At 59.8% G+C, this 25,611-nt stretch carries 20 protein-coding genes; 7 read left to right on the forward strand and 13 right to left on the reverse strand.

The annotated features are described in order from the left end of the window. Nucleotides 1-2,853, forward strand: a 2,853-nt coding sequence (locus KEM60_RS16015) for a glycoside hydrolase family 38 C-terminal domain-containing protein (protein ID WP_219232431.1), incomplete at its 5' end; no start/stop codon positions are given. A 32-nt stretch (nucleotides 2,854-2,885) separates the two neighbouring features. On the opposite strand, the gene KEM60_RS16020 is transcribed toward KEM60_RS16015, so the two are convergent. Beyond that, complete coding sequence (locus KEM60_RS16020) at nucleotides 2,886-6,161, reverse strand: MMPL family transporter (protein WP_219232434.1); 3,276 nt, start codon at nucleotides 6,159-6,161, stop codon at nucleotides 2,886-2,888. A 286-nt stretch (nucleotides 6,162-6,447) separates the two neighbouring features. On the opposite strand from KEM60_RS16020, the gene KEM60_RS16025 reads away from it, so the two are divergent. The 4 genes from KEM60_RS16025 (at nucleotide 6,448) to KEM60_RS16040 (ending at nucleotide 10,438) form a co-directional block, all read left to right on the forward strand. Next, nucleotides 6,448-7,104, forward strand: a complete 657-nt coding sequence (locus KEM60_RS16025) for a rhodanese-like domain-containing protein (RefSeq protein ID WP_219232436.1) — start codon at nucleotides 6,448-6,450, stop codon at nucleotides 7,102-7,104. 1 nt (nucleotide 7,105) lies between these two features. After that, nucleotides 7,106-7,879, forward strand: a complete 774-nt coding sequence (locus KEM60_RS16030) for a sulfite exporter TauE/SafE family protein (protein ID WP_219232438.1) — start codon at nucleotides 7,106-7,108, stop codon at nucleotides 7,877-7,879. Between the two features lie 95 nt (nucleotides 7,880-7,974). Next, nucleotides 7,975-8,709, forward strand: coding sequence for a M50 family metallopeptidase (locus tag KEM60_RS16035; RefSeq protein WP_219232440.1), 735 nt, complete (start codon nucleotides 7,975-7,977; stop codon nucleotides 8,707-8,709). 151 nt (nucleotides 8,710-8,860) lie between these two features. Beyond that, on the forward strand, nucleotides 8,861-10,438 hold the full coding sequence (locus KEM60_RS16040; protein ID WP_219232442.1) for a M1 family metallopeptidase: 1,578 nt from the start codon (nucleotides 8,861-8,863) through the stop codon (nucleotides 10,436-10,438). A gap of 195 nt (nucleotides 10,439-10,633) precedes the next feature. On the opposite strand, the gene KEM60_RS16045 is transcribed toward KEM60_RS16040, so the two are convergent. The 5 genes from KEM60_RS16045 to KEM60_RS16065 all read right to left on the reverse strand — a co-directional run bounded on the left by KEM60_RS16045 (nucleotide 10,634) and on the right by KEM60_RS16065 (nucleotide 15,059). Beyond that, entirely contained in the window at nucleotides 10,634-11,164 is a 531-nt protein-coding gene (locus KEM60_RS16045) for a hypothetical protein (RefSeq protein ID WP_219232444.1), read from the reverse strand. A 305-nt stretch (nucleotides 11,165-11,469) separates the two neighbouring features. Then, nucleotides 11,470-12,267, reverse strand: a complete 798-nt coding sequence (locus tag KEM60_RS16050; protein WP_219232446.1) for a hypothetical protein — start codon at nucleotides 12,265-12,267, stop codon at nucleotides 11,470-11,472. Between the two features lie 164 nt (nucleotides 12,268-12,431). Continuing rightward, nucleotides 12,432-13,670: a WXG100 family type VII secretion target gene (locus KEM60_RS16055; protein ID WP_219232448.1), complete on the reverse strand. Its 1,239-nt coding sequence runs from the start codon at nucleotides 13,668-13,670 to the stop codon at nucleotides 12,432-12,434. A gap of 59 nt (nucleotides 13,671-13,729) precedes the next feature. Further along, the gene (locus KEM60_RS16060; RefSeq protein WP_219232450.1) at nucleotides 13,730-14,038 is read right to left on the reverse strand and encodes a type VII secretion target; all 309 of its coding nucleotides are present in this window, start codon (nucleotides 14,036-14,038) and stop codon (nucleotides 13,730-13,732) included. A 94-nt stretch (nucleotides 14,039-14,132) separates the two neighbouring features. Continuing rightward, a complete protein-coding gene (locus KEM60_RS16065; protein WP_219232452.1) occupies nucleotides 14,133-15,059 on the reverse strand; it encodes an aldose 1-epimerase family protein in 927 nt (308 codons plus the stop codon). Nucleotides 15,060-15,334: 275 nt separating this feature from the next. Between KEM60_RS16065 and KEM60_RS16070 the strand changes: the two genes are divergently transcribed. Beyond that, complete coding sequence (locus tag KEM60_RS16070; protein WP_219232454.1) at nucleotides 15,335-16,768, forward strand: PAS domain-containing protein; 1,434 nt, start codon at nucleotides 15,335-15,337, stop codon at nucleotides 16,766-16,768. A gap of 152 nt (nucleotides 16,769-16,920) precedes the next feature. On the opposite strand, the gene KEM60_RS16075 is transcribed toward KEM60_RS16070, so the two are convergent. The 6 genes from KEM60_RS16075 to KEM60_RS16100 all read right to left on the reverse strand — a co-directional run bounded on the left by KEM60_RS16075 (nucleotide 16,921) and on the right by KEM60_RS16100 (nucleotide 23,024). After that, the gene (locus KEM60_RS16075; RefSeq protein WP_219232456.1) at nucleotides 16,921-17,646 is read right to left on the reverse strand and encodes a trimeric intracellular cation channel family protein; all 726 of its coding nucleotides are present in this window, start codon (nucleotides 17,644-17,646) and stop codon (nucleotides 16,921-16,923) included. A gap of 81 nt (nucleotides 17,647-17,727) precedes the next feature. Further along, the gene (locus KEM60_RS16080; protein WP_219232458.1) at nucleotides 17,728-18,957 is read right to left on the reverse strand and encodes an FAD-binding oxidoreductase; all 1,230 of its coding nucleotides are present in this window, start codon (nucleotides 18,955-18,957) and stop codon (nucleotides 17,728-17,730) included. Nucleotides 18,958-19,042: 85 nt separating this feature from the next. Then, nucleotides 19,043-20,041, reverse strand: coding sequence for an ornithine cyclodeaminase family protein (locus tag KEM60_RS16085; RefSeq protein ID WP_219232460.1), 999 nt, complete (start codon nucleotides 20,039-20,041; stop codon nucleotides 19,043-19,045). Nucleotides 20,042-20,172: 131 nt separating this feature from the next. Further along, entirely contained in the window at nucleotides 20,173-21,189 is a 1,017-nt protein-coding gene (locus KEM60_RS16090) for an ABC transporter substrate-binding protein (RefSeq protein WP_219232462.1), read from the reverse strand. Continuing rightward, nucleotides 21,186-21,992 (reverse strand): ABC transporter ATP-binding protein, encoded by an 807-nt coding sequence (locus KEM60_RS16095; RefSeq protein ID WP_219232464.1) that lies wholly within the window; start codon nucleotides 21,990-21,992, stop codon nucleotides 21,186-21,188. The genes KEM60_RS16090 and KEM60_RS16095 overlap by 4 nt, the downstream gene beginning before the upstream one ends. Before the next feature lie 12 nt (nucleotides 21,993-22,004). Continuing rightward, a complete protein-coding gene (locus KEM60_RS16100) occupies nucleotides 22,005-23,024 on the reverse strand; it encodes an iron ABC transporter permease (RefSeq protein WP_219232466.1) in 1,020 nt (339 codons plus the stop codon). Between the two features lie 350 nt (nucleotides 23,025-23,374). Here KEM60_RS16100 and KEM60_RS16105 point away from each other — a divergent pair, with 350 nt between their 5' ends. Then, a complete protein-coding gene (locus KEM60_RS16105) occupies nucleotides 23,375-25,126 on the forward strand; it encodes a TIGR03767 family metallophosphoesterase (RefSeq protein ID WP_219232468.1) in 1,752 nt (583 codons plus the stop codon). Between the two features lie 55 nt (nucleotides 25,127-25,181). On the opposite strand, the gene KEM60_RS16110 is transcribed toward KEM60_RS16105, so the two are convergent. Continuing rightward, nucleotides 25,182-25,574, reverse strand: a complete 393-nt coding sequence (locus KEM60_RS16110) for a hypothetical protein (protein WP_219232470.1) — start codon at nucleotides 25,572-25,574, stop codon at nucleotides 25,182-25,184. Nucleotides 25,575-25,611 lie beyond the last annotated feature (37 nt).

Genomic DNA, 25,611 nt, shown 5'->3' on the forward strand with positions numbered 1-25,611 from the left:
GCTGCCGGCGACCGGTGGGGGCCAGTGTGGTCGACCAGTTGGTTTGAGTTGCGATTCGACGTCCCCGAAGACCGGCCTGCTGGCCCAGTGGAACTTGCGATCGACTTGGGCTGGGCTGATCATTCTCCAGGTTTCCAGTGCGAAGGCTTGATCTTCACCGCCGCTGGCGAGATCGTCAAAGCAGTCAATCCCCGCAATACGTGGGTGTCGGTAGCTGACCGCCCGGGAGAACAGGTCCTGTATCTCGAGGCGGCAGCGAATCCGCTGCTGTTGGAAGTCCACCCGTTCCTGCCCACGCATCGAGGTGAGAAGGGTGACCCGACGCCGATCTACACGCTGGGACGGATCGACCTCGTCGTTCGCGACCTCACCGTGGTCGCGCTCGCCGATGATCTGGAAGCGATGCTTGACCTGGCAGACGCTCTCCCAGAAGGGGTACGTCGTCGTCGCGTCGTACGGGACGTGGAACGCTGCTTGGATGCGCTCCCTTTGCAAGACATCTCAGGTGGCGCAGCGGCGGCTCGAGAATGTTTGGACCCGTCACTGTCTGCCCCGGCGGAAGCCAGCGCGCACCGCCTGACCGCTGTCGGCCATGCCCATATCGACTCGGCGTGGTTGTGGCCGGTCCGGGAGACCCGCCGTAAGGTCGCTCGGACATTGAGCAATGTGCTCGCCCTCATTGACCGCGATGCCGATTTCCGCTTTGCCTTCAGTCAGGTGCAACACCTTGCCTGGTTGGAAACTGACCAACCTGCGCTCTTTGATCGGGTGTGCGCGGCGATCCAGTCCGGGGCGATCGAACCGGTCGGTGGGATGTGGGTGGAATCAGACACCAACATGGTCGGTGGCGAAGCCTTCGTACGTCAGTTCCTCCATGGGCAGCGCTACCTTCAGCAAGCAGCGGGCGCCCGAGCGACCATCGGATGGTTGCCGGACACTTTTGGGTATACCCCGGCGTTGCCGCAGCTGCTCCGACTTGCCGGTATTGATGCTTTCCTCACCCAGAAGATCTCCTGGAACCAGACCAATAAGTTCCCGCACCACACGTTCAATTGGGAAGGTCTTGACGGGACCAGGATCTTCACTCATTTCCCACCGGTAGACACCTATGGCAGCGAACTGTCGATGCGGGAACTGCGCCATGCCGTCGACAACTTCCGCGACAAGGATGTCGCTGACCATTCTTTGGTGCCCTTTGGATACGGCGACGGTGGCGGCGGACCTACTCGGGACATGCTGGATCGCGCCCATCGCACCGCGGACCTTGAAGGTGTTCCCAAGGTCACACTGCGTACCGCTCGGGAGTTCTTCGACGATGCCAAAGCCGAACATCCGGATCCGCCAGTGTGGCGAGGTGAGCTTTACCTCGAATTTCACCGCGGGACGCTGACCACCCAACGCCACACCAAACGCGGCAATCGCCGTACTGAACATCTCTTGCGGGAAGCTGAACTGTGGGCAACGACCGCAGCAGTCCGGCTGGGCGCCACCTACCCGTACGAGGTGTTTGAGCGGATCTGGCGGCAAGCTTTGCTCGACCAGTTCCATGACACCCTTCCAGGGACCTCGATTTCCTGGGTGCATCGGGAAGTCGCGCAGGCGCATGCGAGTGCAGCCACAGATCTGGAAAGCGTCATTGCGGACACGCTTCAGGTTCTTGGCGCAACGGGCCTGGTCAACGCCGCTCCGGTCCCGGTCCGGGGGATTCCCCCGATGAGCTGTGGACCGCTACCTCCTACTGCACCGGTGACGGTGGCCGGTCATGAGGGTGGCGCGGTCCTGGATAACGGGGTGGTCCGAGTAGTGATCGACGATGACGGGTGCATCGTGTCGGCGATGGATCTCGCTACGGGTCGGGAGACTCTCCCACCGGGCACCAGAGGTAACGAGTTGCACCTGCATGAGGATTTCCCGGCGCAATGGGATGCCTGGGACATTGACGAGTATTACCGGCACAGCAAGCAGGATGTCTCCAGCGGGACGGTCATGGTCCGTGACGATGGTGAGGGTCCCCGCGTGCAGGTGGTGCGCACTTTCGGGGACTCCACAGTGACCCAGCAGTTGTCGTTGGATCCTGGTGGCCGACGCCTTGATGTCCGGACCCATGTCGACTGGCATGAGCGGGAGCATCTCCTCAAAGTGGCTTTCCCCGTGGATGTGCACGCCGATGAGGCCGCTTTTGAGACCCAATTTGGGCATATGGTGCGTCCCACGCATGTCAACACCAGCTGGGATGCGGCCCGTTTCGAGGTGTGCGCGCACCGCTGGGTCCACGTGGGTGAACCCGGTTTTGGGGTGGCGGTGGTGAATGACTGCCTTTACGGGCACGAGGTCACCCGGCATGCACGTACCGGCGGTGGGACGTTCTCTCAGGTCCGGTTGACGTTGGTACGTTCGCCGCGTTTCCCTGACCCGGACACTGATTTGGGAGGTCACGACTACCACGTGGGTCTGGTCATTGGTGCGGATCGGGCTGAGGCAGCTGTGCATGGTTATGCGGTGAATCTGCCGTTGCGGGACCTGAGCACTGCCCCGATGGGGGTCGCCCCAGACGCGATGGCGCCGCTGGTGCAGGTTGTGTCCGGGACGGCAGTGGTCGAGGCGGTCAAGCTTGCCGAGGATCGCTCTGGGGACGTCATTGTGCGTCTGTACGAGTCGTCTGGCCGTCGGGGGTGTGCCCAGGTGCGGTGCGGTTTTGCTGCCGCGGAGGTGCGCGCTGTGGGGATCTTGGAGGATGACCTCACCGACCCCCATGACGAAGGGCTGATCCCGGTGATCAGTCATGAGGGTGACCTCGTTGAGATGGCGTTGCGGCCGTTCCAGATTGTGACTCTGCGAGTTCGGCGTAGCTGACCTGGGTGTCGCGGGTGGCGGTGAGGTTGCCGTCACCCGCGATGCGGGTCGTCCAGACTGGTCGCGGGGTTTTCACTGGTGCGTGCGGCGAGCATCCTGGTGCCTTCGACATCGAGGTCAGGCAAGACTCGGTCCAACCATTGCGGCAGATACCAGGCACGTTCGCCGACAAGGTGCATCACTGCTGGCATCGCTGTCATTCGTACGATGAAGGCGTCGATGAGGACTCCGATAGCCAGGGCAAACCCGATGGGTCGGATCATCGTCAATTCGGCGTGCACAAAACTCCCGAAGACCGCAGTCATGATGAGAGCTGCCGCGGTGACCACTCGGGCGCCGTGCCGATATCCGGATCTGACTGCGGCTCGGGCGGGGTGGCCGTGTGCCCAGGCTTCGCGCATCCCGGAGACGAGGAACATCTGGTAGTCCAGAGCCAGTCCAAACAAGATGCCGATGACAAGGGTGGGGAGGAAACTCAGCACCCGTCCGGGATGACTGACACCTAAGAGTGACCCGAGCCATCCCCACTGATACACCAGCACGACCGCACCAAAAGCTGCTGCTACTGACAGCAAGAAACCGCCGGTAGCGAGGAGGGGGACAACTACTGATCGGAACACTAACAGCAGCAGCACGAGGGAGATTCCCACCACGACCAACAGGTACGTCGGAAGAGCAGCGGCCAGCGCGGCGGAGATGTCAATGTTTGCCACGGTTTGCCCGGCGTAACCCAACGAGGTGAGGTGGGCATCCGTGACGATCTCTGGGGCGCTGCGCCGTAACTGGTGCACCAGCGTGGTGGTGGCTTCGTCGGAGGGCCCGGTGGTCGGCACCACCTGGAAAGCGAGGGTACGACGGTCGTCGCTCGCACCGAACGGGACGACGTACGACACCCCGGTGATCGCTCTGAGTTTCTCCCCGACGTCCAGTTGCAGGTCTGTCACACCGTCGGGGTCATCTGGTCGGGTGGCGCGGCTCGGTTCGACTGTGGCCACAGCGATGATTGGGCCGTTGCGGCCAGCCCCAAAATGGTCGGCGATCGACTGGTAGGTGCGGTATGCCGTGGTGTCCTGCGGTTCGTACGACGCGTCCGGCAAACCCAGCGCGAGTTTTCCTGCCGGGATTGCCAGCACGGACAGGGCCATAGTCGCCACGATGAGTGTCACCCAAGGATGCCGGGTGACCAGACCACCCCAACCCCGGCCGTGACCTTCGGTCAAAAGGACACTGGTGGCATCATCCTGCTCGTCATGCAATGTGGCTGCCAGAGTACGGCGTGATCGGGGGGACAACACCCGCCCAGCAAGCAGTGACAACAATGCTGGAGTCAAAGTGATCGAAACCACGACGGCCACGGCGACGGTCGCCGCGGCCACCACCCCCATGACACCCAGGAACGGGATCCCAGTGAGGGTGAGAGCAGATAGCGCCACCACCACAGTCAGACCAGCAAAGAGGACGGCGCTCCCGGCGGTTCCGGTCGCTCGGGCGATTGATTCGACTAGAGGGACCCCCTGGCACAGTTGTTCCCGGTGTCGGTTGACGAGGAACAGGGCGTAGTCGATCCCTACCGCTAAGCCCAGCATTAACGCTAACGCGGGAGTGATGTCAGCCATGTCTATTCGGGCGGTGAGTGAGATCGCCCCCAGGATTCCCACGGCTACCCCGATCAGGGCGGTGAGCAGCGGAAGCCCAGCCGCCAGGAGCGATCCGAGCATGACGATCAAGACGATCCCTGCGATGGCCAGACCAGTGATTTCTCCAGGGCCGATGATGCTGAGCTCTTGAGAGATTTCTCGGGAGTAGGTGGCTTCCACTGCTGCCGCTTCCAGTGAGGTGGCCTCCGCTGGGATGGCTTTTTTGGTGGCGGCGGGGACGGATTCTGCGCGCTGGGTGAAGAGCACCTGGGCCGCAGCGACATCGCCACGTTCGGTGACGGCACGCATGCCGTGAGTGAGGGCCATTCGGCGTTCGCCCCGGGTGAGTTGAGTTTCGGAGGCAGGCAGCGCAGCCGTGGCGTGGGCGGTGGTGGCTTTCCCAGCGGCGAGTTTTTTCCGCGCGGCGTCGAGTTTTCTTCGGCCGTCTTCCCATTGGGTAAGGCCGGTATCAAGGCGTTGCTGATGCGTGATGATCTCGGTTGTGGCGGCGTTCAGCTGGGCGGTGGCGGCGTCGAGGCGTCGTTGTCCGGTGTTGATGTGATCAGCGGCGCTGTGCAATTGAGCGCTGCCGGTGTCCAAGCGGGTTTTGGCAGTGGCGAGAGCCGCTGCTGCAGATTCCAGCCGAGCCCGTGTCCCGTCGAGGTGCTTGCGACCAGAGTCGATGTGGGTCTGTCCAGAGGTGAGGGTGGTGATGGTGGCGGCGAGTTTTTCTAAAGGTGTGAGGCGGCTTTCGACGGCGCGCAGCTCCCCGAGAAGCTTCTGGGTGCGGGGATCGTCGTCGCCGTACTCACTGCGAGCAGTGTCGTAGTCATGTCGCAGGGTGGCTCTTGCGGTCTGAAGCTGCTCAATGGTGGTGGGCAGTGTGCTCCGAGTCAGTCCAGCGCTGCTGAGCGCTTGATCGACCTCACGTTGACCAGAGTCGACGAGGCGTTGGCGCGTATCGAGAGCAGCGCGGGCTTCGTCGTAATGGCGGCGCCCATCTGCGAGTTTGGATGCGTTGGCGTCATATTCGCGTCGCCCTGCTTCGAGGGTGGCGCGGGCCTCGTCGTAATGGCGGCGTCCGTCGGTGAGTTTGGATGCGTTGGCGTCATATTCGCGTCGTCCCGCGTCGTACTTACGCCGCCCTTCGTCGAGTTGATGGCGTCCGTCGTCTAGTTTTTTCTTGGTGTCGTCAAGGGTGCGCTGCCCTTGGCGGATGGATTTTTCGGCGGCGTCGAGAGCACGTTCACTGTCGTTGATTTTGCGTCGCCCAGCAGCGATTCGTGCCCGACCGTCGGTGACTTTGGTTGCTGCGTCATCCAGTTGGCGTTGAGTCGCAAAGGGGTCGATGACGTCGTCGATCCCGTCGATCTTCTTCCAGCGTGCGATGACATCGGCGACGGCGCGGCGTTGGTTGTCGGTGAGCGGGGAGCCATCCCGGGTGCTGAAGATGACGGTGCCGATGCTGACTGCAGCGCGAGGAAGGCTGTGGTGCAGATCGTCGAGGACGTTTTGGAATTCCGTGCCGGGGATCGTCAGTGCAGCGGCGAACGGGCCGCGGAAGGTGACTGCTGCAGTGGCGGTGCCTGTGAGGATGAGGACCCAGATCAGCACGACGACCCAGGCGCGTTGCGCAGCGATCCGGCCGAGCTGGTAGAGGGTGGTGGCCATGGAGGTCCTCACGGAGGCGTGACGTCAATCCCCATTGTTGATTCTGGACCGCCGAGACGAGCAGTGGTGTGGGAGCACGTTGTCGACATCGCTGGATGTCGACAACGTGGCTCTCCGGAAAGATGACATGGGAGGTGCGGCCGTTGGGCGCTGGCGTGCGTAGAGCTCCGCCCCATCAACTAATACCCCTGGGGGTATTTGGTAGCGTCGAGCGGACGTCAGGAGCTGCCCCACCTAGACAGCACGAGATCATCGACGTCACTACCGCCACACCACAGGAGCCGTCATGTCATTCCCCACCGCACCGACCCTCACCCGAGGCGAAGCCGCCAATCATGGCCTCCACCCGGTGAGTGACCCTCACCTCACCAGGACCATGCCCGCCCGCATTGACGCTGAAGAACTCCGCGAATGGCTTCAACGCGCCGACCGGCCCCGCATCATCGACGTCCGCTCCGCTGCTGAATACCGGGCTGCACACATCCCCAGCTCATCCAACGTGCCCTTGCCGCTCCTGCGTGAACACCTCGACCAACTGGCAGGTCCCCTCGACGAACAAGTGGTCCTGATCTGCCGCACCGGCCGCCGCGCCGAAGAAGCCGAACAATCCCTCGCTGCCGCTGGCCTGTCCCGTCTCCACGTCCTCGGTGGAGGCATCGTCGCTTGGCAACAGATCAACGCCCCCATCGTCCGCGGCGAATCCCGCTGGGACCTCGAACGCCAAGTCCGCCTCGTCGCCGGTTCCATCGTCGGCACCAGCATCCTGGCCAGCACCAAAGTCGCCCCACTGAAATGGGTCGCCGCAGGCATCGGCGCGGGATTGGTCACTGCGGCACTCACCGACTCCTGTGCGATGGGTGCGTTACTCGCCAAACTCCCTTACAACCGCGACCTAGAGCCCTCCATCGATGAGGTGCTCTCCAGCTTGAGACATCAGGACTGACATGGCGTTACTGGTGGCACTGCCCCCACTAGCCCTGGCTGTCGGAATCGTCATGGGTGCTCTCGGTGGCGGCGGTGCCATCCTTACCGTCCCCATCCTCGTCTACTTGCTCGGCCAATCACCTGTGGCAGCGACCACCGGCTCGCTAGTAATCGTCACCACCACATCAGTAGTCGGGATCGTGTCCCACCACAGCGCCGGCCGCGTCCAGATCCGTGACGGCCTCCTTTTCGGTGCCATCGGTGTCCTCGGCACCGTCCCAGGCTCGTTACTGTCTCGCGCCGTGCCAGCGCCAGCTCTGATGTTCACCTTCGCGCTCGTGATGGTGGCCGCCGCCCTGTCGATGCTGCATCGCCTCCGCACCAGCAGCGACTCTGACGACCACCACCGACACCGCCGCCGCCTCCCCGCGGTGGTCCTCACTGCTACTGGAGTCGGCTTACTCACCGGTTTCCTCGGGGTCGGCGGCGGATTCGTCGTTGTCCCCGCCCTCGTCCTGGTGCTCGGATTCGCCATGCCTGATGCCGTGGGCACCTCACTCCTTGTGATCTGCATCAACAGCGGTGTGGCGCTGGCTGCCCGTATCGGCACCGGCCTTGATGTGGACTGGCCTGTCATCCTCATTTTTGGATCCTTCGCTGCGGTGGGCACTGTGCTGGGCGCCGCCGTGTCGGGGCGTCTCGATCCGCGCAAACTCACTCTCGCTTTCGCTGTCCTTCTCTTCACGTTGGCAGTCTTGGTGATGACCTCGACGGTCATCCAGCTCCGGGGCTGATCTCTGGCGGTGCCACACATCGTCGCGATGACCGATCACCGCACCGGCGCTGTCGACCTCGGCATGGCGCGGCGGCCAGGGTGGGAGAGGTCGGTATGTTCGCCGCCGTGGAATGGTGGACTCTTCTCCGTGACCGGATAGCGCCTGGTGGGTACGACGTACAACACTCGACGTTTACGATCCTGCTGTCCTTGACGATTGCCGCTGTCGTGGCATTCGTGCCGACGATCTGGCAGTCCTTTCGACTGGTCGTGACCCTCGTCCATGAACTCGGTCATGCAGGGGTGGGCGTGGCCTGCGGACGCCGCTTCACCGGTTTTGTGGTGAGTGGGGACGGGTCGGGGCACGCAGTGACCAGTGGCCGGCCCCGCGGTTTCGGCCGGATCGCTACGACCTGGGCTGGGTATCCGGCCCCGGCCTTTCTGGGCTCGCTGCTGGTGTGGATCTCACTGCACGGGTGGGCTGCTCCAGCGCTGTCAGTGATCCTGCTGGTCCTGTTAGCGGTGGTGTTCCGGGTGCGATCTGCGTTGACGCTCCTCGTCATGGTGGCCAGCATCGGGGCGTTGGGGTGGCTCTGGTGGTCAGGCAGCGCAGCGCAGCAGGGCAACGTGCTGCTGGGATCTGGATGTCTGCTGATCGTGGGGGCATGGCGTCATTTGGGGGCGGTATGGCGATCTGGGAGAGGGATCGACGATCATCGAGTCTTAGCTCAACTCACCTGGATTCCTGCCCAGCTGTGGGTGCTGTCATGGGTGGCAGTCTGCGCCCTGGCAACGTGGCCTGTCATCACTGCGATTGCTGCAATCTTGGGTGTGCATCTGCCATATTGACCAGATTCCAGGCGGTTCAAGAAAAAGCCTGCTTTTCTCCTTGTCTCGACGTGGAGTTATCCAAGCTTTGGTAAAGGTTGTTTCATGCCGTTCGTGAGGGGTATTAGGAATGTCATATCCCTGTTAACCACATGAGCTGGGGTGAAACGACATGCGTCACAGCAAGAAGCGCAATACCTGGCAGGTTGGGCTCACCGTCGCGACTGCATTTGGTCTGGTCACGTTGGGATCTCTCCCCGCTACGGCGAGCTCTCCCACGCCTTCGAGTCAACCCGCAGGAGTGCCCGGCGTCAGCAAGCCGGACAGCCACGACACCAGTTCTCCCACGGATCGGCGTAAATCAGCGTTTGCAGCAGCTGCTGCCCCCCGACGGGGAGGCGCAGGTGGCGCCGGTATGGGTGACCCCTATTACCCTAAGTATGGTAATGGCGGGTACAACGTGCGCAATTACGACATCAAGGTCAAGTATGTCCCGGACACCGGGCTGCTCACTGGCACGACCGTGATCACCGCTACCGCTGAGAAAGCTCTCACCCGGTTTAACGTGGACTTTGCTCTGAACGTTTCCGCCGTCACAGTCAATGGTGCCGCTGCGAAGTTCAGCAAATCTGAGGGCTTGGAACTTCAGATCACTCCGGCGACACCGCTGGCTAAGGGTGCCGAGATGAAGGTCGCTGTCACGTACGCCGGGGTGCCGGCCAAGACGTTGGTCAACGGCTCTACGGCGTGGGTGACCACCGATGATGGCGCTGTGGCTGTGGGCGAACCAGAGATCGCTGCCTGGTGGTTCCCCAGCAATGACCATCCACGAGACAAAGCAACATTTAACGTGTCTATGACAGTTCCCCGTGGACTGCAGGCCATCAGTAACGGCACACTGCAGAAGACGGCCTATGCCAAGGACACGGAGACGTGGTCATGGCAGGAAAGTAAACCCATGGCGACCTACTTGGCGTTCATGGCTATCGGCAAGTTCGATATCACTCAGGGAAAGACCACATCAGGTCTGCCGTGGGTGAACGCGGTGACTAGCCGCGGTGGCGATGCTGCCAAACGTGCAGCGCAGGATCTTGCTAAGACACCTGAGATTGTTGACTGGCTGGCATCACAGTATGGCCCTTACCCGTTTGACGCTACCGGAGGCGTAGCACCTCAAGCGCAGATGGGTTTCGCGCTGGAAAATCAGACGCGTCCGGTCTATTCGCCGAAGTTCTGGTCGTATGGGTCAAATCTCGGTGTGATCGTTCATGAACAGTCTCACCAGTGGTTCGGAGATTCAGTCAGTGTGGCTAACTGGAAGGACATGTGGCTGAACGAAGGCTTTGCGACCTGGACTGAATGGAGGTACGAAGAGACTCATGGGGGCCGAGACGCCAATGCCATCTTCAAGCAGACGTACGACGATGTGCCAGACAGTAGCCTCAACTTCTGGAATGTGATCGTCTCAGATCCAGGCCCGGGACACGAGTTTGATTCTGCAGTGTATGACCGTGGCGGGATGGCGGTGCAGGCTCTGCGCAACAAGGTAGGTGATCCAGTGTTCTGGTCCATTGTTCGCGGCTGGCTGGCTGACCATCAATACGGCAATGCCAAGGTCACAGATTTTGTGGCATATGCCAGTAAGGTTTCGGGTCAAGATCTGACCAGTTTCTTCCGAGCGTGGCTTTCAACAGCTGGTAAGCCAACCCCATCACCTGAGCTTGGGTTCCCGGCGTCCATGCTTTCTTAATTGCAGGAGCAGGTTGTCTCGTGAGATGACAGTCCATCCAAGCAAAGGTCATTGGTGGCGTCTTTCCATGCCATGGAAAGACGCCACCAATGTCTGCGTAGTGCGAGTGAAGAACAAAATTCGAGTCTGACGTTGTGCCCAAACATCATTCAGGCGATGTGCGACCTGAGCACTCAATGTCCAAGCCTGAGTGACTCACATCTGGAAGAACCCAACGCCGTCCGGGTGGTAGAGCCGTCGCCAAGGCCAATCCATGGTGAGATGAGAGATGAGTGCTAGTGGAGAATTTTCGAGAGCCCCTCCATTGACTAAATGTGAAGCTTGCTCTCGCAAGATCTGAGCCGATTCATGTCCCCTAATAATATTTGGACGGTCGATAGCGGCTGCTAGCAGCACCAGCAATTGAGGAGGGAGAGAATAATCCTGGTCAGAATCAAAGATATGCAAAGGGATGCGTTTGAGGCCGGACTCAAAAACAATTTGGGTGGCTTCAAATTGATTGAAATGCACAGCGACCGGTCGATCCAAACGAATCCTCTGGGGAAATATGAGAAATCTTTTCAGCAAGATTGCCTGAGGTGTTGGATCGAACCATGTGCCAGTTCCGGTCAGATAAACTCTAGGGAAAGAGTTTGATATCATAAAAAAGGCAAAAAGGAAAGTGGGAATGATGAATGGAAATGAGGCACTCACAGGCTCAGTTGAATTGCGATACCCAGAGATCATGCCCAGTATCATTGCTATGATGATGCCGACTATAGTAGTCTTTTTGGAGCTTGAGACTGGAGCGGTCAGTGACGTGTGTGCCTCTGAGAATTGCATGTCAACCCTGTCCTAAATACCTGAGAACCAATAAGCCCCGCCCAGTATGATGATAACACTTCAAGTCTTCATAAATGTGATCATTGGTTGGAGATTTGGTATGCGCGTAGGTAGTACGATAATCAGCAGTTTAGGGTAGCATTATGCAAATGCTATTTTTCTGCCGAACTCTTTACTTGCAGCCCTTGTCTTGCGGTCTAGATCTTTTTCTAGTGTGAAATCATAGGCGAAATAAGCTCACTGATAATTTGAGAAACAAGCTCAACAGCGACTGGATCTATAGAAACCTGTTGCTGAGAACCTAGCTCTACCTGGCTCATCCACGTCCCGGCTGGACCACTGAATAATCCCACAAGAAGAGGATTTTCTGAGTTATCAGTCCTAATAATCAAATCAGATCGAACCAGAGATTCACCTAAAATCTCAAGTAGCTCAACTGGGGGGATTATTTCTTCAGGGTCACCACAAAAAATAGGTGCACCCGAACCATCTGAAGCATCTGGGTGCAGAGCCCATGAAAGAATTGCCTTGTGTAGGTAAGGGTACTCTGCTACTGAGAAACTATGCAGACCAGTGGAGTTGACTTCTTCTTCCAGCACCGCGCCATCTGCAACATAAATATACTTATATTGTTCAGATTCCGCTGTTGTTCGTGCGATTGCCACCACATTCGAGGCGCCATCTCTGACATCAATAAGGTTTGAAATAATTTCCGGAAGTGAAAATGTCACAGTTTCATCAGGAATTTTGCCTCCATTGTCAAATGAAATAGACCATTCAGCTTCACTCCCGTCCACAACCTGAATTATGCCTCTGGCGGTCAAGGATCTGTAGGCGGTCTGGGTTGCAACCTTCTGATGATCTTCGCTCATGCTGTGTAAAACGGGAAATACCGCCACGCCAGGTTCTCTTGACAGGACAATTAATTCCTCGTCAGTAAACCTAGCGATTAGCACGCTCTGTTCTTTCATTGTGCCGTCAGCAAAAGCATCTTCTGGTGTTTCCATTATAGTGTTCATTATCCTTCCAAAATGTGGTGACAATGTTAAGCATGTGGTAATGATGTTACATGGCATCCAACAGAAATGCTGATACAACAGTCTGCAAATTGATGCAATTCTATTTATTGCTAACTATGAGTTATGCAATATTCCAGAAAACTATAGGCTTTTTATCTAAGGGGAACTGTCATAGGTCCGGCAGCATACCTCCCCGCGTTTTTAAAGAATTCAGGAACTGCCGGGAATGCGTTACCAATAGCTTTCCCAGCCTTAGAGGCTGCGGCTGCAATCTGGTCTTTGTGATCGTAAATAGTATTTCCGATACCCCACAGTGCATAGGCTGTCGCGCCAGTTGCAGCTATACCCCATCCCACAGGGTTTGAGCATAACAACACACCCAGCCCACTAGCTACACCCACGCCACCCATTACTTTGGTCACGGTGCCTCTGGCGCCTGAATAGCCGCCTCCATCGTACATATCTTTCAAGCCAGAATAGACGTTCAATCCCGCCCCCACGACGCCTGCAAATTTTCCAGATGCTCTCAATAATTTATCCGCCTTACTGACTACGCCGGGAATTTTTGGAAAAAATGGTTTGATAATTTTTTCCATGGTCTTTGCGACTTCATCAGCGTTGTCTATAAGCTTCTTCCCCGCCCTCATCTCTTTGAGTATGCTTTTGAAAAGCTCTCTGTTTTTGGAGATTGTTTTAAAATTCTTGAAGAATTGCTTGAGAGCTTTGGATTTTGCTTTCAGATTTTTGAATTTCTTTCGAAGACCCAATGCTGTTTTGGTAATCTTTATGCCCTGTTTGATGGCTCGAGCCAGGACATCTTCTGAGAGAAGAAGGCTGCGAGGAAGGTCTAGTGCAACCAGCTTGGATGACAGTCTTTTATCTGCTTCAGCTGCTAATTGAACCTGACCTTGAATATCCGATTGGAGGCGCATTGCCCTCATGTGGTTTCGGTGTCGTTCCAGATCGGCTTGTTGCTGACGTTGGCCCGGTGTCAAAGAGTCGCCATCTGCGGAGCTAAGGGGCTTGCTTTCCCAGGAAACCTCACCGTTCCCATGAACCTTGAATCCTTCAGCCTCCGCTTGCAATTTGATTGATTGCAATCCCATCTTTGCAGAGCTAATCTCTTGCGCGCCTCTTTTTAAAGTTTCACTAACCGCATCTAGTGATCGAGAAAGCGCCAAGCCATTGTGGTATCTATTCTGAATTTGCTCACGGGCTAGATCGCCTGCTCGGCCCTTCCAATCTGATATTTCATGTGACGTAGACTCTATAGTTTTAGCTTGAGCGATAAGTTTGGATGCCGCTTGCTCAACTTTCGTTGCCGAGTCGACGATGGCTTCAGGCTTCCAAGAGAGCACGGTATCGATTGTGATATGCGAGGGCAAGGTCATTGGGTGTTACCTTTTCTGTTCTAACCTAACGGTTTTCAACCTGAATTTAAAATGTAAATCTACCCCATGCCCCCTTTGATGCTTTTTAAGTCCTCAGTGATCCTCTTGTCGCATTCCTCATAATTTTTGCAACTCGCATCAATGCGATTAGAAGTTTCCTCTAATTGAATCTTCCAGGCCATGAAGGCCATTTCGATCTCTGCGGATGCTGCCAATGCTGCGACATAGGATAGCGAAAATGGCATGGCGCTTTGTACATCACTTACTGCCTCAGAAGATGCCGAATGCGATGTTTCGTCTGCGATCCTTTTGATGGTTGAAGAACTTTGCTTCAAGTGCTCGGTGTTGACGAAGAAGCCGTTGCTCATGCTGAGGAGTATAGAGCCATTGCGGGAAGAGTTGGACGGTTGATCAACAGCTCACCTTCGAGGTCCCGTTGCTGACGATTCGAAAGCCTCACTTCTATGAGACAGCCGTGATCTGTACCTGGTGCGAGACCTCTTCGCCGGGCACAAGATGGAGCAGGCCGAGGCCTGAATTGAAGGCATCTGGGGGGCATGACATCGGTTCTATCGCCACCGCACTTCTGTGCCAGGGCCTTTCGGGAGCGTCGCAGGTGTAGACCTGCGCCCATTCAAGGTTGTCACCCCAGTTGAGGATGACTCCTTCGCCGCGAGAATCGGTGAGTGTCGCACTGTAGGGCAACGGCGATGCGGAGTTCGGGATCAATCTGGTGAATGCATGGTCGAGTTGGATTCCTCGCAGGGAAGTTCCACGTCGGAGATCTGTGCCCGGCGTGGAGTCGACGGTAGCGACGGGCCCTGGCGTGAGTCTGCTGTCGAGGGTGGTGTGGACCTGGTCGGCAGGCAGGGTGAGGGTCCAGTCATCGGTGGTGCCGGTGGGTGCCACGACATAGGGATGAATCGAACAGCCGTACGGCGCCGACGTGGGGGAGTCGTTGCGCGCGGTGAGGCACCAGGTGAGGCCAGCTTCGGCGTCGAGAGCGTAGGTGCATCTCAGGCTGAGCGACCATGGGTACCAGGGTTGGGGGACGCTGTGCAGTATCCATGTGGCGCTGGCGTCGGTGTGATCACTGAGCTGCCATCTGTCCCAAAGAACGAGACCGTGCAAGGCATGCCCGCGGGATGCTTCAGTCAGAGGGAGTTGATATGTGTGGCCGTCGTATTCATATTTGCCGTCGATGACTCTGTTGGGCCAGGGTGCCAGCACGGAACCGCGATAGTCTGGACAGATGTGGGTGGGGCCGTAGCCGAGCAGCAAGGGGCGCCCTGACCAGTGAAGTTGACGCAATCCTGCGCCGACTTCCACGGTGACAGCTTCGTAGCCGCCAGACTGGAGGTGAACCTGCAGGCCGCTTGGTGAAGACATGGGGCTATCCTCTCCCGGTAGTGACAAACCCGGTATGGCAGGTACCCTAGGCCTGTCGGCCGTTCGGCGCACAGCTTTACCTTCAAGCGCTGAGCTGAGCCCTTTGGACGCCTCATTGACCGAATAGGGAGGCTGTTCAGCACGAGTTCCCTTGGCGCTCTATGCTTGGACGGCCGTCCAACCCTTGAGCTATGGTCAAGATGAGGCATCGTGTGCCAAAGGGGCAACAGGGCGGACGATTCCTCGCACCGATATATTCAGGGGGAGGCCAAAAGATGGTCCATGTCGTTGAGCCCACAGATCACGAGTGCACGTTCGGCGTCGACGAGCTGTTCTTCTCGACCACCGACGCTGCGGGCGTCATCGAGATGGCAAACTCGATCTTCGTCCGACTCTCGGGGTATACCCACGAGGAGTTGGTCGGCGCCCCACATAACATCGTCCGCCATCCTGAGATGCCAGGTGGCGCCTACAAGCTGGTCTGGGACCAGCTGAAGGCCGGGCGTCCCGCCTGCGCCTACATGAAGAACATCACCAAGGACGGCAGTTACTACTGGGTGTTCGCCACGCTACTGCCGGTTGGTGATAAATACCTCTCTGTGCGCAAACGCCCGTTGGCCACTCAGTTGGTCCAGGTGTCCGATGCGATGTACCGAGGCGTTCGCGAAAAGGAGCTCCAGGCTCGCGCCGAAGGCATGAGCGGCCCAGAGGCAGCAGCTTTGGGCTTGGACTTGGTCATGGAGGGCATGGCGCCCTTCGGGATTGAAAGCGTCGATGACCTCGCTTTGGCGACGTTGCCGCTGGAGATGGCTGAGCAGAGCCGACAGTCTGCTGGGTTGCCGCAACGGCCCGATGCCACCGGCCCGGTGGCGACACTTCTGCAGATCACCCATGACATCGACCGGCAGACCGCCAGGTTGGTGTCCCACTTGGATGACTACGCGGAGCTCGTGGTGGCCCTGGAGGCCAGCTACGCCGATTCCGCGCCTGCGTCTGAGCGTCTCGCGGAGGTGGCACAGGCTGCCACCGAGGGTGCGGCGATCGACGAGGTATCCATTGCAGCTGCCCTGGCGGCAGAGCGGGAAGCGCAGGCTGCTGCTGCTCTCGGCCAGAACGCCAGCGACCACCCGCCGTTCGTGTCAGACCTTGCTGGCCGGATGACTGACCACGTCACTCGGGCTCGTGACCTCCTCGAAGCGTTGGGAGACCACCTGAAGACGTTGGCGTCATCTGTGCGCTGGCTGAGGATGCGTATCGCGCTGCTCCGTTTGCACAACAGCATGGTCGGCACGTTCGCGGCTGAGCTCATCGATGGGTATGAGGATGGCGACACGATGGAGTCCATGGTGTTGTTGTGTCGGGCTCTCACTGAGGGAGCGGCCGACCTGGAATCCGCAGACCGCACCGTGTTGGAAGAAGCCTCCCTGGTGCCGGCTCTGGTCGAAGATGCCGTCCGGCAGGCAGACCGGGTGCTGCGCCTGTCGACGAAGTGGCGTGGTGAGATTGACACCCTCGGTGCTGCCGAAGCTGCCTCCGAACCGCTCAGCCGGATCATCGAACGTACCGGTGGCGGTTTCGCTGAGCTGCGTCGGTTCTACGACGTTGCCGCGCGCTGCTCCTTGCTGAAGGACTCGTACGACGGTGACCGTCTGCGCGGCTCCGTGGAACACTTGCGCGTCACGGTCGAGGACTACCGCCAAAGCCACTGATCAGGCTGGACAACCGATCGACAGCTGCCTGAGAGGGTTATTTCCCAAGCTGTCTCCGACAGGAGGGCCTGGCATCGATACGACGATGCCAGGCCCTCCTGTCGTGTCTGCGCGTGCTGTCACCCGGTCAGGGAAGGTGACACCATCACGGATCAACCAGCGCCAGGTCCGTCGGTGTCCACAGGGGTGCCAGGATGACGCCGCCACGTGTCGACGTACCTGACAGATAACGACGGCACCGCAGGTAGGCGGAGATTCCACTGGGCTGCTCCCGGTAGCGTCCATCCGCGCCACCGGGCAACTAACCCCAAAGCAGCGCACGTCATGATCGAGATGGCCATGCCGACGACTGGGCGACCGAGCTGGTCCATCAAGAGCATCTCAGCGCTGCCCACCAGCGCGACCGAGGCATAGAGCGTGTTCCCGCCAAACACCACCGGGGCGCGGGCCACCAGCACATCTCGGATGATTCCACCGCCGACAGCAGTCAAGACACCGACGAGCACTGCCGGCAGCCAAGCTAATCCCACCCCCAATGCTTTATGCGTCCCGGTCGCTGCCCAGCAGCCCAGCGCCAAGACATCAGCGACCATGAGCAGCCGTGTGGTCCAGCGCCCCACAGCTAACAGGTACGCGGCAATCGAGGCCAGAATCGCTGCCGGAAGGTACGCCGGGTTGGTCAGGGCCACGGGAAGTCCAGAAGCGAGCAGGACATCACGGATCACCCCACCCCCCAAACCTGAACACACACCCAGCACTGTGAAACCCACGATGTCGAACCGTCGTGCGCGTGCCACTGCGCCGCCCAGCAGCGCGTTAGCCACGACTCCGGTGACATCCACCGCATCAAAAATCATCCCGGGGTCGAACTGTGTCACTGCCTGATCGTAACGACGTACGTCCTGAGCGCTGGTCGTCCGAGATGCATCACGCTGCAGAGCCCGCTGGCAAGGGCTCAGTTACCGACGGAACCGATGTGGATCAAGGACACACAGGTCAGCGTCAGCGCGGCCGGAGAACAGCGACACCACCATGTCCGCGGTGACTGGAGCTAGGGTCAGCCCGAGCATGCCGTGACCGGTGGCCACCGCGATGGTGTGTTCGCTATCCAGCCATCCCAAGAGCGGATTCCCGTCGGGGGTGCAGGGTCTGGCGCCAGCCCATCCTGGGGTGGCCGCGGCCTGTGACCATCCAGGCAGAGCGAGCTCCGCTTGCTGCCGTAATGCGTCCAATCTGCCTAGGTCAACGGTGTCGCCGCCGCCAAAATCCATCCGGCCAGCCACCCGGAGTCGTCCAGGCAGTGGTGTCAACGCGACCCGATCCTCACGCAGGATTAACGGCCGACTGGGGCAGGGGCGGTTTGCGCTGTCGAGATCAATGCTCTGTCCCCGACCTCCTTGCAGGATCCCGGCGCTCACCGTGCCTCGCGAGAGGCCTACTGTCGCCGCCCCTGCCGCAATCAGCACATGATCTGCGCTGATCTGCGTCGATGTGCCGTCTCGGGTGATGAGGTGGACGCTGAGCCGACCGTGTTCCCGACGTATCCCGGTGACGGTGGTGGCCGGACAACAGATCACTCCCGCCGCGGTGGCGAGGGCACCCACTTCAGCGACGAATCGTGCCGGATCCCCGAAGCCGTCTCCGACTCGGAACAGCACGCCGAGCACCTCCGGCCCCACAGCAGGTTCCCAGGACCGAGCTTCGTCACCGGTCAGCACCATGTCTTGCGGCCGGATACGTTGGGCTGCGCTAGTGAGGGCCTCCCGGGTACGAAACACATCAAAGAGACCATCCCAGCTGGGTTTCCAGTTGATTCCCTCATCCAGGAGCCGGTGGTGTGCCTCGAGACTGCGTTCGCATAACCGCTGGGATACCCGGTCTGCTTCCCGAGCACGTGTGGGCGTGAGTGTCATCGCACGGGTGAGGAAAGCAGTCACCGCCGGCGTGGGACGCACCCTCATCGCCCCGTCACGCTGGCTGAGCCATCGCAGTGCGTGGACGATGTCACGTCGGTGCGCCCACCGTCCGTAGTGGCTGGCGCAGACCAATCCGGCATTGCCTGCGGAGCATCCTTGCCCCCACCCGGTGGCTCGGTCGAGCACGGTCACCTGCCGTCCGGTGCGGACCAGGCCTAAAGCGCTGCATGCGCCGATCGCCCCGGCGCCGATGACAATGGTGTGATTGGTCATGCCCCGACCTCCCCATCAGGGTGTGCTGTTCAGCATGGTCCCAGCAGGGCGAAGGCCGCGGTCGGTCAGAGAGTTGTGCGTCCGGTCACAACTGCAGCGGGGTGCCGCGTCCAGCTGCTCGGGCGCCCTTGACGATCGCTGCTGCTGCAGCAGCATCTTGTACGCCGATGCCCACAGCGTTGTAGACGACCACTTCAGAGGTGGTACGGCGGCCGGGATGCGTGCCTGCGAAGACCGCGCCCACTTCCACGATGTCTTCATGGCGGATCGCACCGTCACTGACGGCGGCAATCACTGACCCGGCGTGGTGGGCGGCGATCGTGCCATGGTCGACGACCACCAGGTCAGCACGTGCCAGCAACGCAGTGGGGAGTTCGGTGCGATCTGGCGCGTAGGAACCGATGCTGACGACTGTGCACCCATCGGGGATATCGGTGTCCTCGAGGACCGGTGTGGTGCTGGTGGTGCAGGTCACGACGATATGAGCATCGGTGCAGGCGGCGGTGACATCTGGGGCAGCAAGGGTGGTGACTCCGGTGCACGCGGTGAGACGTTTAGCGAGGGCCTCGGCCTGGTCAGGGAACTGACCGACGATCCTGATGTGTCGCAGGTCCAGGGCATGAGCGATGAGCCGGGCATGCGCTTCGGCTTGGACGCCAGTGCCGATGATCGTCAGTGTGTCGGCGTCGGCGCGCGCAAGTCGGGTGAGGGCAGCGGCGGTCGCGGCGGCGGTTCGTTCAGTGGTGATGGTCGCACCGTCAAGGATCGCTGCGGGCCGTCCGGTGTCCGGGTCCAGTACGACGACGAGCGCCGAGATGCTGGGCAAACCTCGGTCGAGGTTTCCGGGGACAACAGCACCAAACTTAGCGACGCCAGGAGCGCGCGGGCCGAGTTTCGCGGCGTAACAGAACACATTGGAACCGTCGGGACCTTCCATCAAGATCCGTTCCGGCTGGCAGGCGTGGCCTTCACCGAGGGCGGTAAACGCCTCTTGTTGGGACGCGATAGCGACATCTGGGGTATAGACCGCGCCGATGTCGGTGGCGTCGAGGACGAGCAGGGGGTCAGCGTGGGGTTCAGACATGAGTGACTCCTCGTCGAGTTTTGCCCATTGTCCTCGGCCGGCCCTCAGACCGATGGCCGCGGGGTGGTCGTTCAAGGCTGGCGGGTCGGCATGGTCCCGCCCGATGAGGTGGCGGGACCATCCCGGGATGCTCAGTCTTTCTTCTCCCCGAGCATTTCAGCGAGACGTTCAGCTCCCGTCACCGACAACGGCGACGGCGGGTCTGTCAACGGGTAAGGAAGTACGACGACCTTATGAGAAGCCACAGCCTTCAAAGCAGACAATCCCCCGGTTTGGGTGAAGGTGGACAGGACCTCCTCCTTCTTGCCTGAGCTGTGCAGCAACAACACCACGTCAGGGTTCTTCGACAGCAAATCCTCGTGAGACAGGTCGAAGGTCCGTCCACCATGGTCCGCGTAGATATTCTTCAAGCCGACCGCCTCAAAAATCGGCTGGGACATTCCCTGATTCCCGTAAGCCGACAGCTTGCTGTCACCGGGGGTCACATAGACCGCTGCTGCGGTGCGTGCAGCGTCCCCCTGGTGGTCCTTGGTGACGGTCTCTACCCGTGACCGCAGGTCAGCATTGACCTTGTCAGCTTTATCTGACACCCCAAAGAGCGTGCCAAAGGTAGTGACCTCCTTGTACACCGAATCAAAGGTGATTTTTCCCTCTGGTCGTTTGGTGCAGTACGCGGCGGGCACATAGAACGGGATCTTGGCCGCCTCCAACTTGGCGCCATCCACCGCTGAGGTAAAACCGATCACCAGGTCAGGCTTGCGTTCGATCAGTGACTCAGTGGACACCGAGATGTGACCGCTACCGGTGTCTTTGCCTGCGATGGTGGGGATCTTGTCCAGAGATTCTTTGGCTGCTCCCTCGAAGACGCTGGTGTCCAAGTTCCCGGCCCGTCCAATCACCCGATCCAGCAAACCGAGTTCTTGGAGAGCCGAGGTTCCCACCGAGTTGATGAAGACCACCCGCTTGGGTGGTTCAGGCACACTTAAGGTCCGCCCACAGGTCTCCACGCTGATCGCAGAGCTAGTGCCAGAGGTCGCACTCGAGGCGGACTGTTTGGCGCTGGATGCTCCGCAACCGGTGAGGGCGCCGATGCCGAGTGTGACCGCGAGAGCGCTCACGCAGTGTCGGCGTAGGTGTCGGGTGATCATGAGGCGACCTTTCCTGAGGTGGCCGTAGTGTCGGCCTGTTCTTGGGCGACGGATGAGTAGACGATGTGCCGCTGGCCGTTGCTGTGATGCAGGACTTCGCAGCGGACGCGGTACACCTCGGTGATGCGTTCGGCGGTGAGCACGTCGTCAGCGCGACCTGAACTCACGATGCGTCCGCGATCGAGGAGAACGAGTTCGTCGCAGTATTGGGAGGCGAGATTCAAGTCGTGCAGGACGACAACGCAGGTTTTTCGCAGGTCACGGACGAGATCGAGTACCTGGTACTGGTGGAAGATGTCGAGGTGGTTGGTGGGTTCGTCCAACAGGAGGTGGGTCGCGTCCTGAACGATGGCGCGGGCGATGAGGACTCGTTGCATCTCGCCGCCGGAGAGTTCGGTGGTCAGCCGGTTTTCGAAGCCTTCTAGACCGACTTGAGCTATGGCGCGGTCGACGCGTTCTCGGTCATCGTTATCGCCGTATCCGGCCAGGCCTCGGTGACTGAGTCGACCGAGGGCGACGCTGTCTCGTACGGGCAGTGGCAGCGCTGATCCATGAACCTGAGCGACAACAGAGATACGACGAGCGACGTCGCGGCGACTGAGTGATTCCAGCTGATCTCCGTCGACGTGGATCTCGCCGGAGGCTACGGCCAGCGACCGATACAGGGTGCGTAAAAGGGTCGATTTGCCAGCGCCGTTCGGGCCGATGATGCCGATCGTACGGTCTGGTTTTGTGGCGAGACTGACGCTATCCAGGACCCGATGACCTGACCTGTCAACGCTGATGTTGCGCGCGATGATCACGAGTGACACCCCTTAGGAGATGTGTCCGCGGTGGACGAGGATGAGCAGGACCGGGGCGCCGAGGATGGCGGTGATGATGCCGATGGGGATCTCGACAGCGCCTAAGGCGGTGCGCGCCACGGTGTCGGTGACGAGGAGAAACAGGGCTGCGGCCAACGCGGTGCCGAGGACGAGCGTGCGATGGGCGTGTCCGACGGCAGGGCGCATGATGTGGGGGATCACTAAACCGATAAATCCAATGCCGCCGGAGGTGGCGACGGCGAGGGCCACTCCTGCCGAGATGGGGATGAGGAGCAGCATGCGGGTGAGGGTGGGGTTGATGCCGACAGTGAGGCATTCTTCGTCGCCAGAAGCGAGTGCATCAAGGTAGGGGCCAACCAGCCACAGCAGCGCGGTGAGGGCAGCTGCTCCACCCAGGACGGTGAGTGCTTCTTCCAGCCCTGCGCGGGTGAGTGATCCTAAGCCCCAGAAGACCACGGCTTGGGCGGTTTCGGCGTTATTGCTCGCGATGATGAGCAGGTTGGTGATGGCTTGAAAGACGAAACCGATGGCGATGCCGGCGAGGATGAGCCGCAGGGTGGATCCGGTGCGTCCGGTGCCGATCATCAGCACGAGTCCGCTGGCCAGAGCAGCGCCGGTGAAGGCGAGGCTGCCGATACCCCACGAGGAGGACGCGCCAATGATGACGATCGCGATGCCTGCTCCGGCAGCGGCGCCTGAGCTGATGCCGAGGACGTAGGGCTCAGCGAGGGGATTACGGACGACCGCTTGCATGGCGACACCGCAGACTCCGAGCATGGCGCCGACGCCAAGAGCCATGACGATACGGGGCACTCGGTTGAGCCAGATGATGGCTTCCACGGCGGGGTCCCAGGGGCCAGTGTCGATGCCGGTGAGGCGGCCAGCGACGATAGCGAAGGCTTCATCGATGGGGACGGCCGCCGCGCCGAAACCGAGGCTGATCAATGGGGCGAGGACCACGAGTGCCAGAAGTGCAATGAGGGTGAGCGCGTTTTTCGCGCGGATGTTCACTTGTTCAACCACCTTCCGAGGGACCGTGAGGCGCGACCTCGGCGATGTTTGCCACGTACGCCAACGGCGTCGACCACATGGTAAGGCTAACCTAAGTCGCACCGTCCTGTGGTCTCCTGCAGTGAGGTGGGAGCCGGAGCTCTTCGACGTGGCGCCAGTGGCCTCTTCGGGCGGTGACTCGCCGGAAGGGTTGATCCGTAAAGAGTCCACGTTACTGGTGCGCTGGCCTGGTTAAAGAATCAGCATTATCACTTCTGTTTCAGGGGTGAGGCCCAGCCCGGGAACATACCGTAACTCCACTGCGCCGCCCACGATTCGGGCGGCGCGCTGGGTTCGAGGAGGTTCCTGCTGTGGGTGAGTTCTCCCGTCGTACGTTCATGACCGGTGCCGGTGCTCTGGCTGGTGCGGCAGGGGTCACCCTGATCACCCCGGGGCCGGCTCGAGCCTGGGATAGAGCGATGAGACAGACCCAGTCCCGGGCGATCAACATCCTCGGCACCACCTTGCAACGGGCTGCGATGCCGGGAGCGTTGGTGGGAAAGACGTCGTACCGACAGTTGGTTGGCGGACCAGGGTTCCCGATGAAGGTGCGCGAGGACATCAGAGCGGCAAAACCGCAACGAGATGATCGTCGCATCGGGTTGGCATCGATAGTTCAGGTCACAGACTTGCACCTCATGGATGCTCAATCACCGATGCGGGTGGAGTTTCTCATTGATCTGAACGGATCGGCGTTCCGGCCGCACGAGTCACTGGGGATGCATGGCGGCGTGGGGATGGTTCAACAGATCAACAAGGTGGGTGCTGGCCCTTACACCGGCCGCACCTTTGATGCCGTGATCTCGACAGGGGATAACACCGACAATCACGAGCGAATTGAACTGGATTGGTTCCTCGCGGTGATGTCCGGAGGCCGGATCACCGCCAATACCGGTGGGCGAGAGTGGGAAGGAGTGCAGACATTCGGGGATGGGAAGTATTACAACGTCGAGATCTCTTTTCAGGACCGCTATAAGAAAGCGGGTTTTCCACAGATTCCCAATTTCTTCTCACGGGTAACTGCACCTTTTGACAGTCCAGGCCTAAATTTTCCATGGTTCAGCGTCTTCGGCAACCATGACAATTCCATCCAAGGAGTTTTTCCCTCAACGTGGCAGACGCTCATGGAGTCGTATACCGGCAGTAAAAAGTTCATGGGGTTTACCGATCCGAAGGCGATGGAGGAGCTGAAGGCGACGTACGGCGCCCGGACTGGTTCCGCTCCGCAGCTTCGTCAGGCATCCCGGATCAATCAATCGGTGACACCTGATGCCCGGCGACGTCCGTTCACGACGTTCGACTACATTCGTTGCCATCTTGATCCCGCCGTGACAGGACGGGGTCCGGTAGGACACGGCTTCACCCCAGAGTCCATGGCCTCTGGGAAGGCGTATTACACCTTCCGGATCGCTCCGGGAGTAATGGGCGTGGCCTTGGATAGCACCAATAGAGCCGGCTTCTCAGATGGATCCTTGGATCACACCCAGTTCCGTTGGTTGGAGGAAACCCTCGCTAAGGGGAGCAGTCGCTATTATGACGGTCGCCAGAAAGAGGTGACCCATAGCGTCACGGACGAACTCTTCCTGTTGTTCAGTCACCACACATCGGGAACGATGGGCAACCTGCTCCTCGACCCCGCCAATCCGCAGATCCGTCACGGCGGCGGTCAGGTGGTGGCTCTGCTGCAGCGATTCCCCAACGTCTTGGCATGGGTGAACGGTCATACCCATGCCAATGCGATCACTCCGAGGCGGCATGCCTTGTCGCATCGCAGCTTCTGGGAGATCAACACGGCTAGCCACGTGGACTTCCCGCAACATGCGCGCATCATCGAGGTGGTGGATAACAAGGACAATAGCCTGTCGTTGTTTACGACCATGCTGGAGGCAGACGCACCGTACCGGGCCGATTATTCCTCAGCAAAAGTCACCGATTTGTGCTCGGTGTATCGTGAATTCGCTTTTAATGATCCGAAGAAGAGGGGAAAGTTGATGGGATCAGAGATTGATCTCAACACGGAGTTGCTCTTGGATCATCCATTCCGGCGGACCGGCAATTGGTGAGCTGACGGTCATGGTGACGCTGACTGCACGGACTCGTTCTTCCGTGCAGTCAGCGTCAGTGATGTCCAGCGCCTTGGCAGGTCTGTTCGGTAGTGATCTGATCAAGGGGTTGTGATGCCCGGTGGGCTCGCCACCTGCCGTGTCTGCGAAGCACGACGAGGTTTCTGGTGGCTCCAGTTCGGGTCAGCACGGTGGCGCTGGCGCAGCTGTGCCACCGCTGGTGGACGGCGACGTACGCCGGTGCGCTGCCGCGTTCGGTGGCCCATGTTCGGGCGGCTTTCTCGACGCTATCGGGTCGGGGGCCGCGTCTGAGCTGAACGGTGACGCAGGTGCTGACGAGGGTGATGACCAGCAGGATCGATAGTCCGATCAGCACGGGACGTCGTGGTAGACCCCGGCTCATCGTTCTGGTCCGTTCTGGTGGTGGTACGGCGTGCCATGCAGTCATGGCATCGTCGACTCTAGCGCCAGTGACGGAGTGGGTA

Origin of the sequence: Austwickia sp. TVS 96-490-7B (assembly GCF_019331795.1) — a bacterium.
Lineage (GTDB): Bacteria > Actinomycetota > Actinomycetes > Actinomycetales > Dermatophilaceae > Austwickia.

Coding starts and splice junctions, on each gene's coding strand:
- KEM60_RS16035 (WP_219232440.1), top strand. CDS start 7,975: ATGTTCGCCGCCGTGGAATGGTGGACTCTTCTCCGTGACCGGATAGCG.
- KEM60_RS16060 (WP_219232450.1), bottom strand. CDS start 14,038: ATGAGCAACGGCTTCTTCGTCAACACCGAGCACTTGAAGCAAAGTTCT.
- KEM60_RS16020 (WP_219232434.1), bottom strand. CDS start 6,161: ATGGCCACCACCCTCTACCAGCTCGGCCGGATCGCTGCGCAACGCGCC.
- KEM60_RS16110 (WP_219232470.1), bottom strand. CDS start 25,574: ATGACTGCATGGCACGCCGTACCACCACCAGAACGGACCAGAACGATG.
- KEM60_RS16055 (WP_219232448.1), bottom strand. CDS start 13,670: ATGACCTTGCCCTCGCATATCACAATCGATACCGTGCTCTCTTGGAAG.
- KEM60_RS16065 (WP_219232452.1), bottom strand. CDS start 15,059: ATGTCTTCACCAAGCGGCCTGCAGGTTCACCTCCAGTCTGGCGGCTAC.
- KEM60_RS16085 (WP_219232460.1), bottom strand. CDS start 20,041: ATGTCTGAACCCCACGCTGACCCCCTGCTCGTCCTCGACGCCACCGAC.
- KEM60_RS16025 (WP_219232436.1), top strand. CDS start 6,448: ATGTCATTCCCCACCGCACCGACCCTCACCCGAGGCGAAGCCGCCAAT.
- KEM60_RS16070 (WP_219232454.1), top strand. CDS start 15,335: ATGGTCCATGTCGTTGAGCCCACAGATCACGAGTGCACGTTCGGCGTC.
- KEM60_RS16045 (WP_219232444.1), bottom strand. CDS start 11,164: ATGATCTCTGGGTATCGCAATTCAACTGAGCCTGTGAGTGCCTCATTT.
- KEM60_RS16030 (WP_219232438.1), top strand. CDS start 7,106: ATGGCGTTACTGGTGGCACTGCCCCCACTAGCCCTGGCTGTCGGAATC.
- KEM60_RS16090 (WP_219232462.1), bottom strand. CDS start 21,189: ATGATCACCCGACACCTACGCCGACACTGCGTGAGCGCTCTCGCGGTC.
- KEM60_RS16080 (WP_219232458.1), bottom strand. CDS start 18,957: ATGACCAATCACACCATTGTCATCGGCGCCGGGGCGATCGGCGCATGC.
- KEM60_RS16040 (WP_219232442.1), top strand. CDS start 8,861: ATGCGTCACAGCAAGAAGCGCAATACCTGGCAGGTTGGGCTCACCGTC.
- KEM60_RS16050 (WP_219232446.1), bottom strand. CDS start 12,267: ATGGAAACACCAGAAGATGCTTTTGCTGACGGCACAATGAAAGAACAG.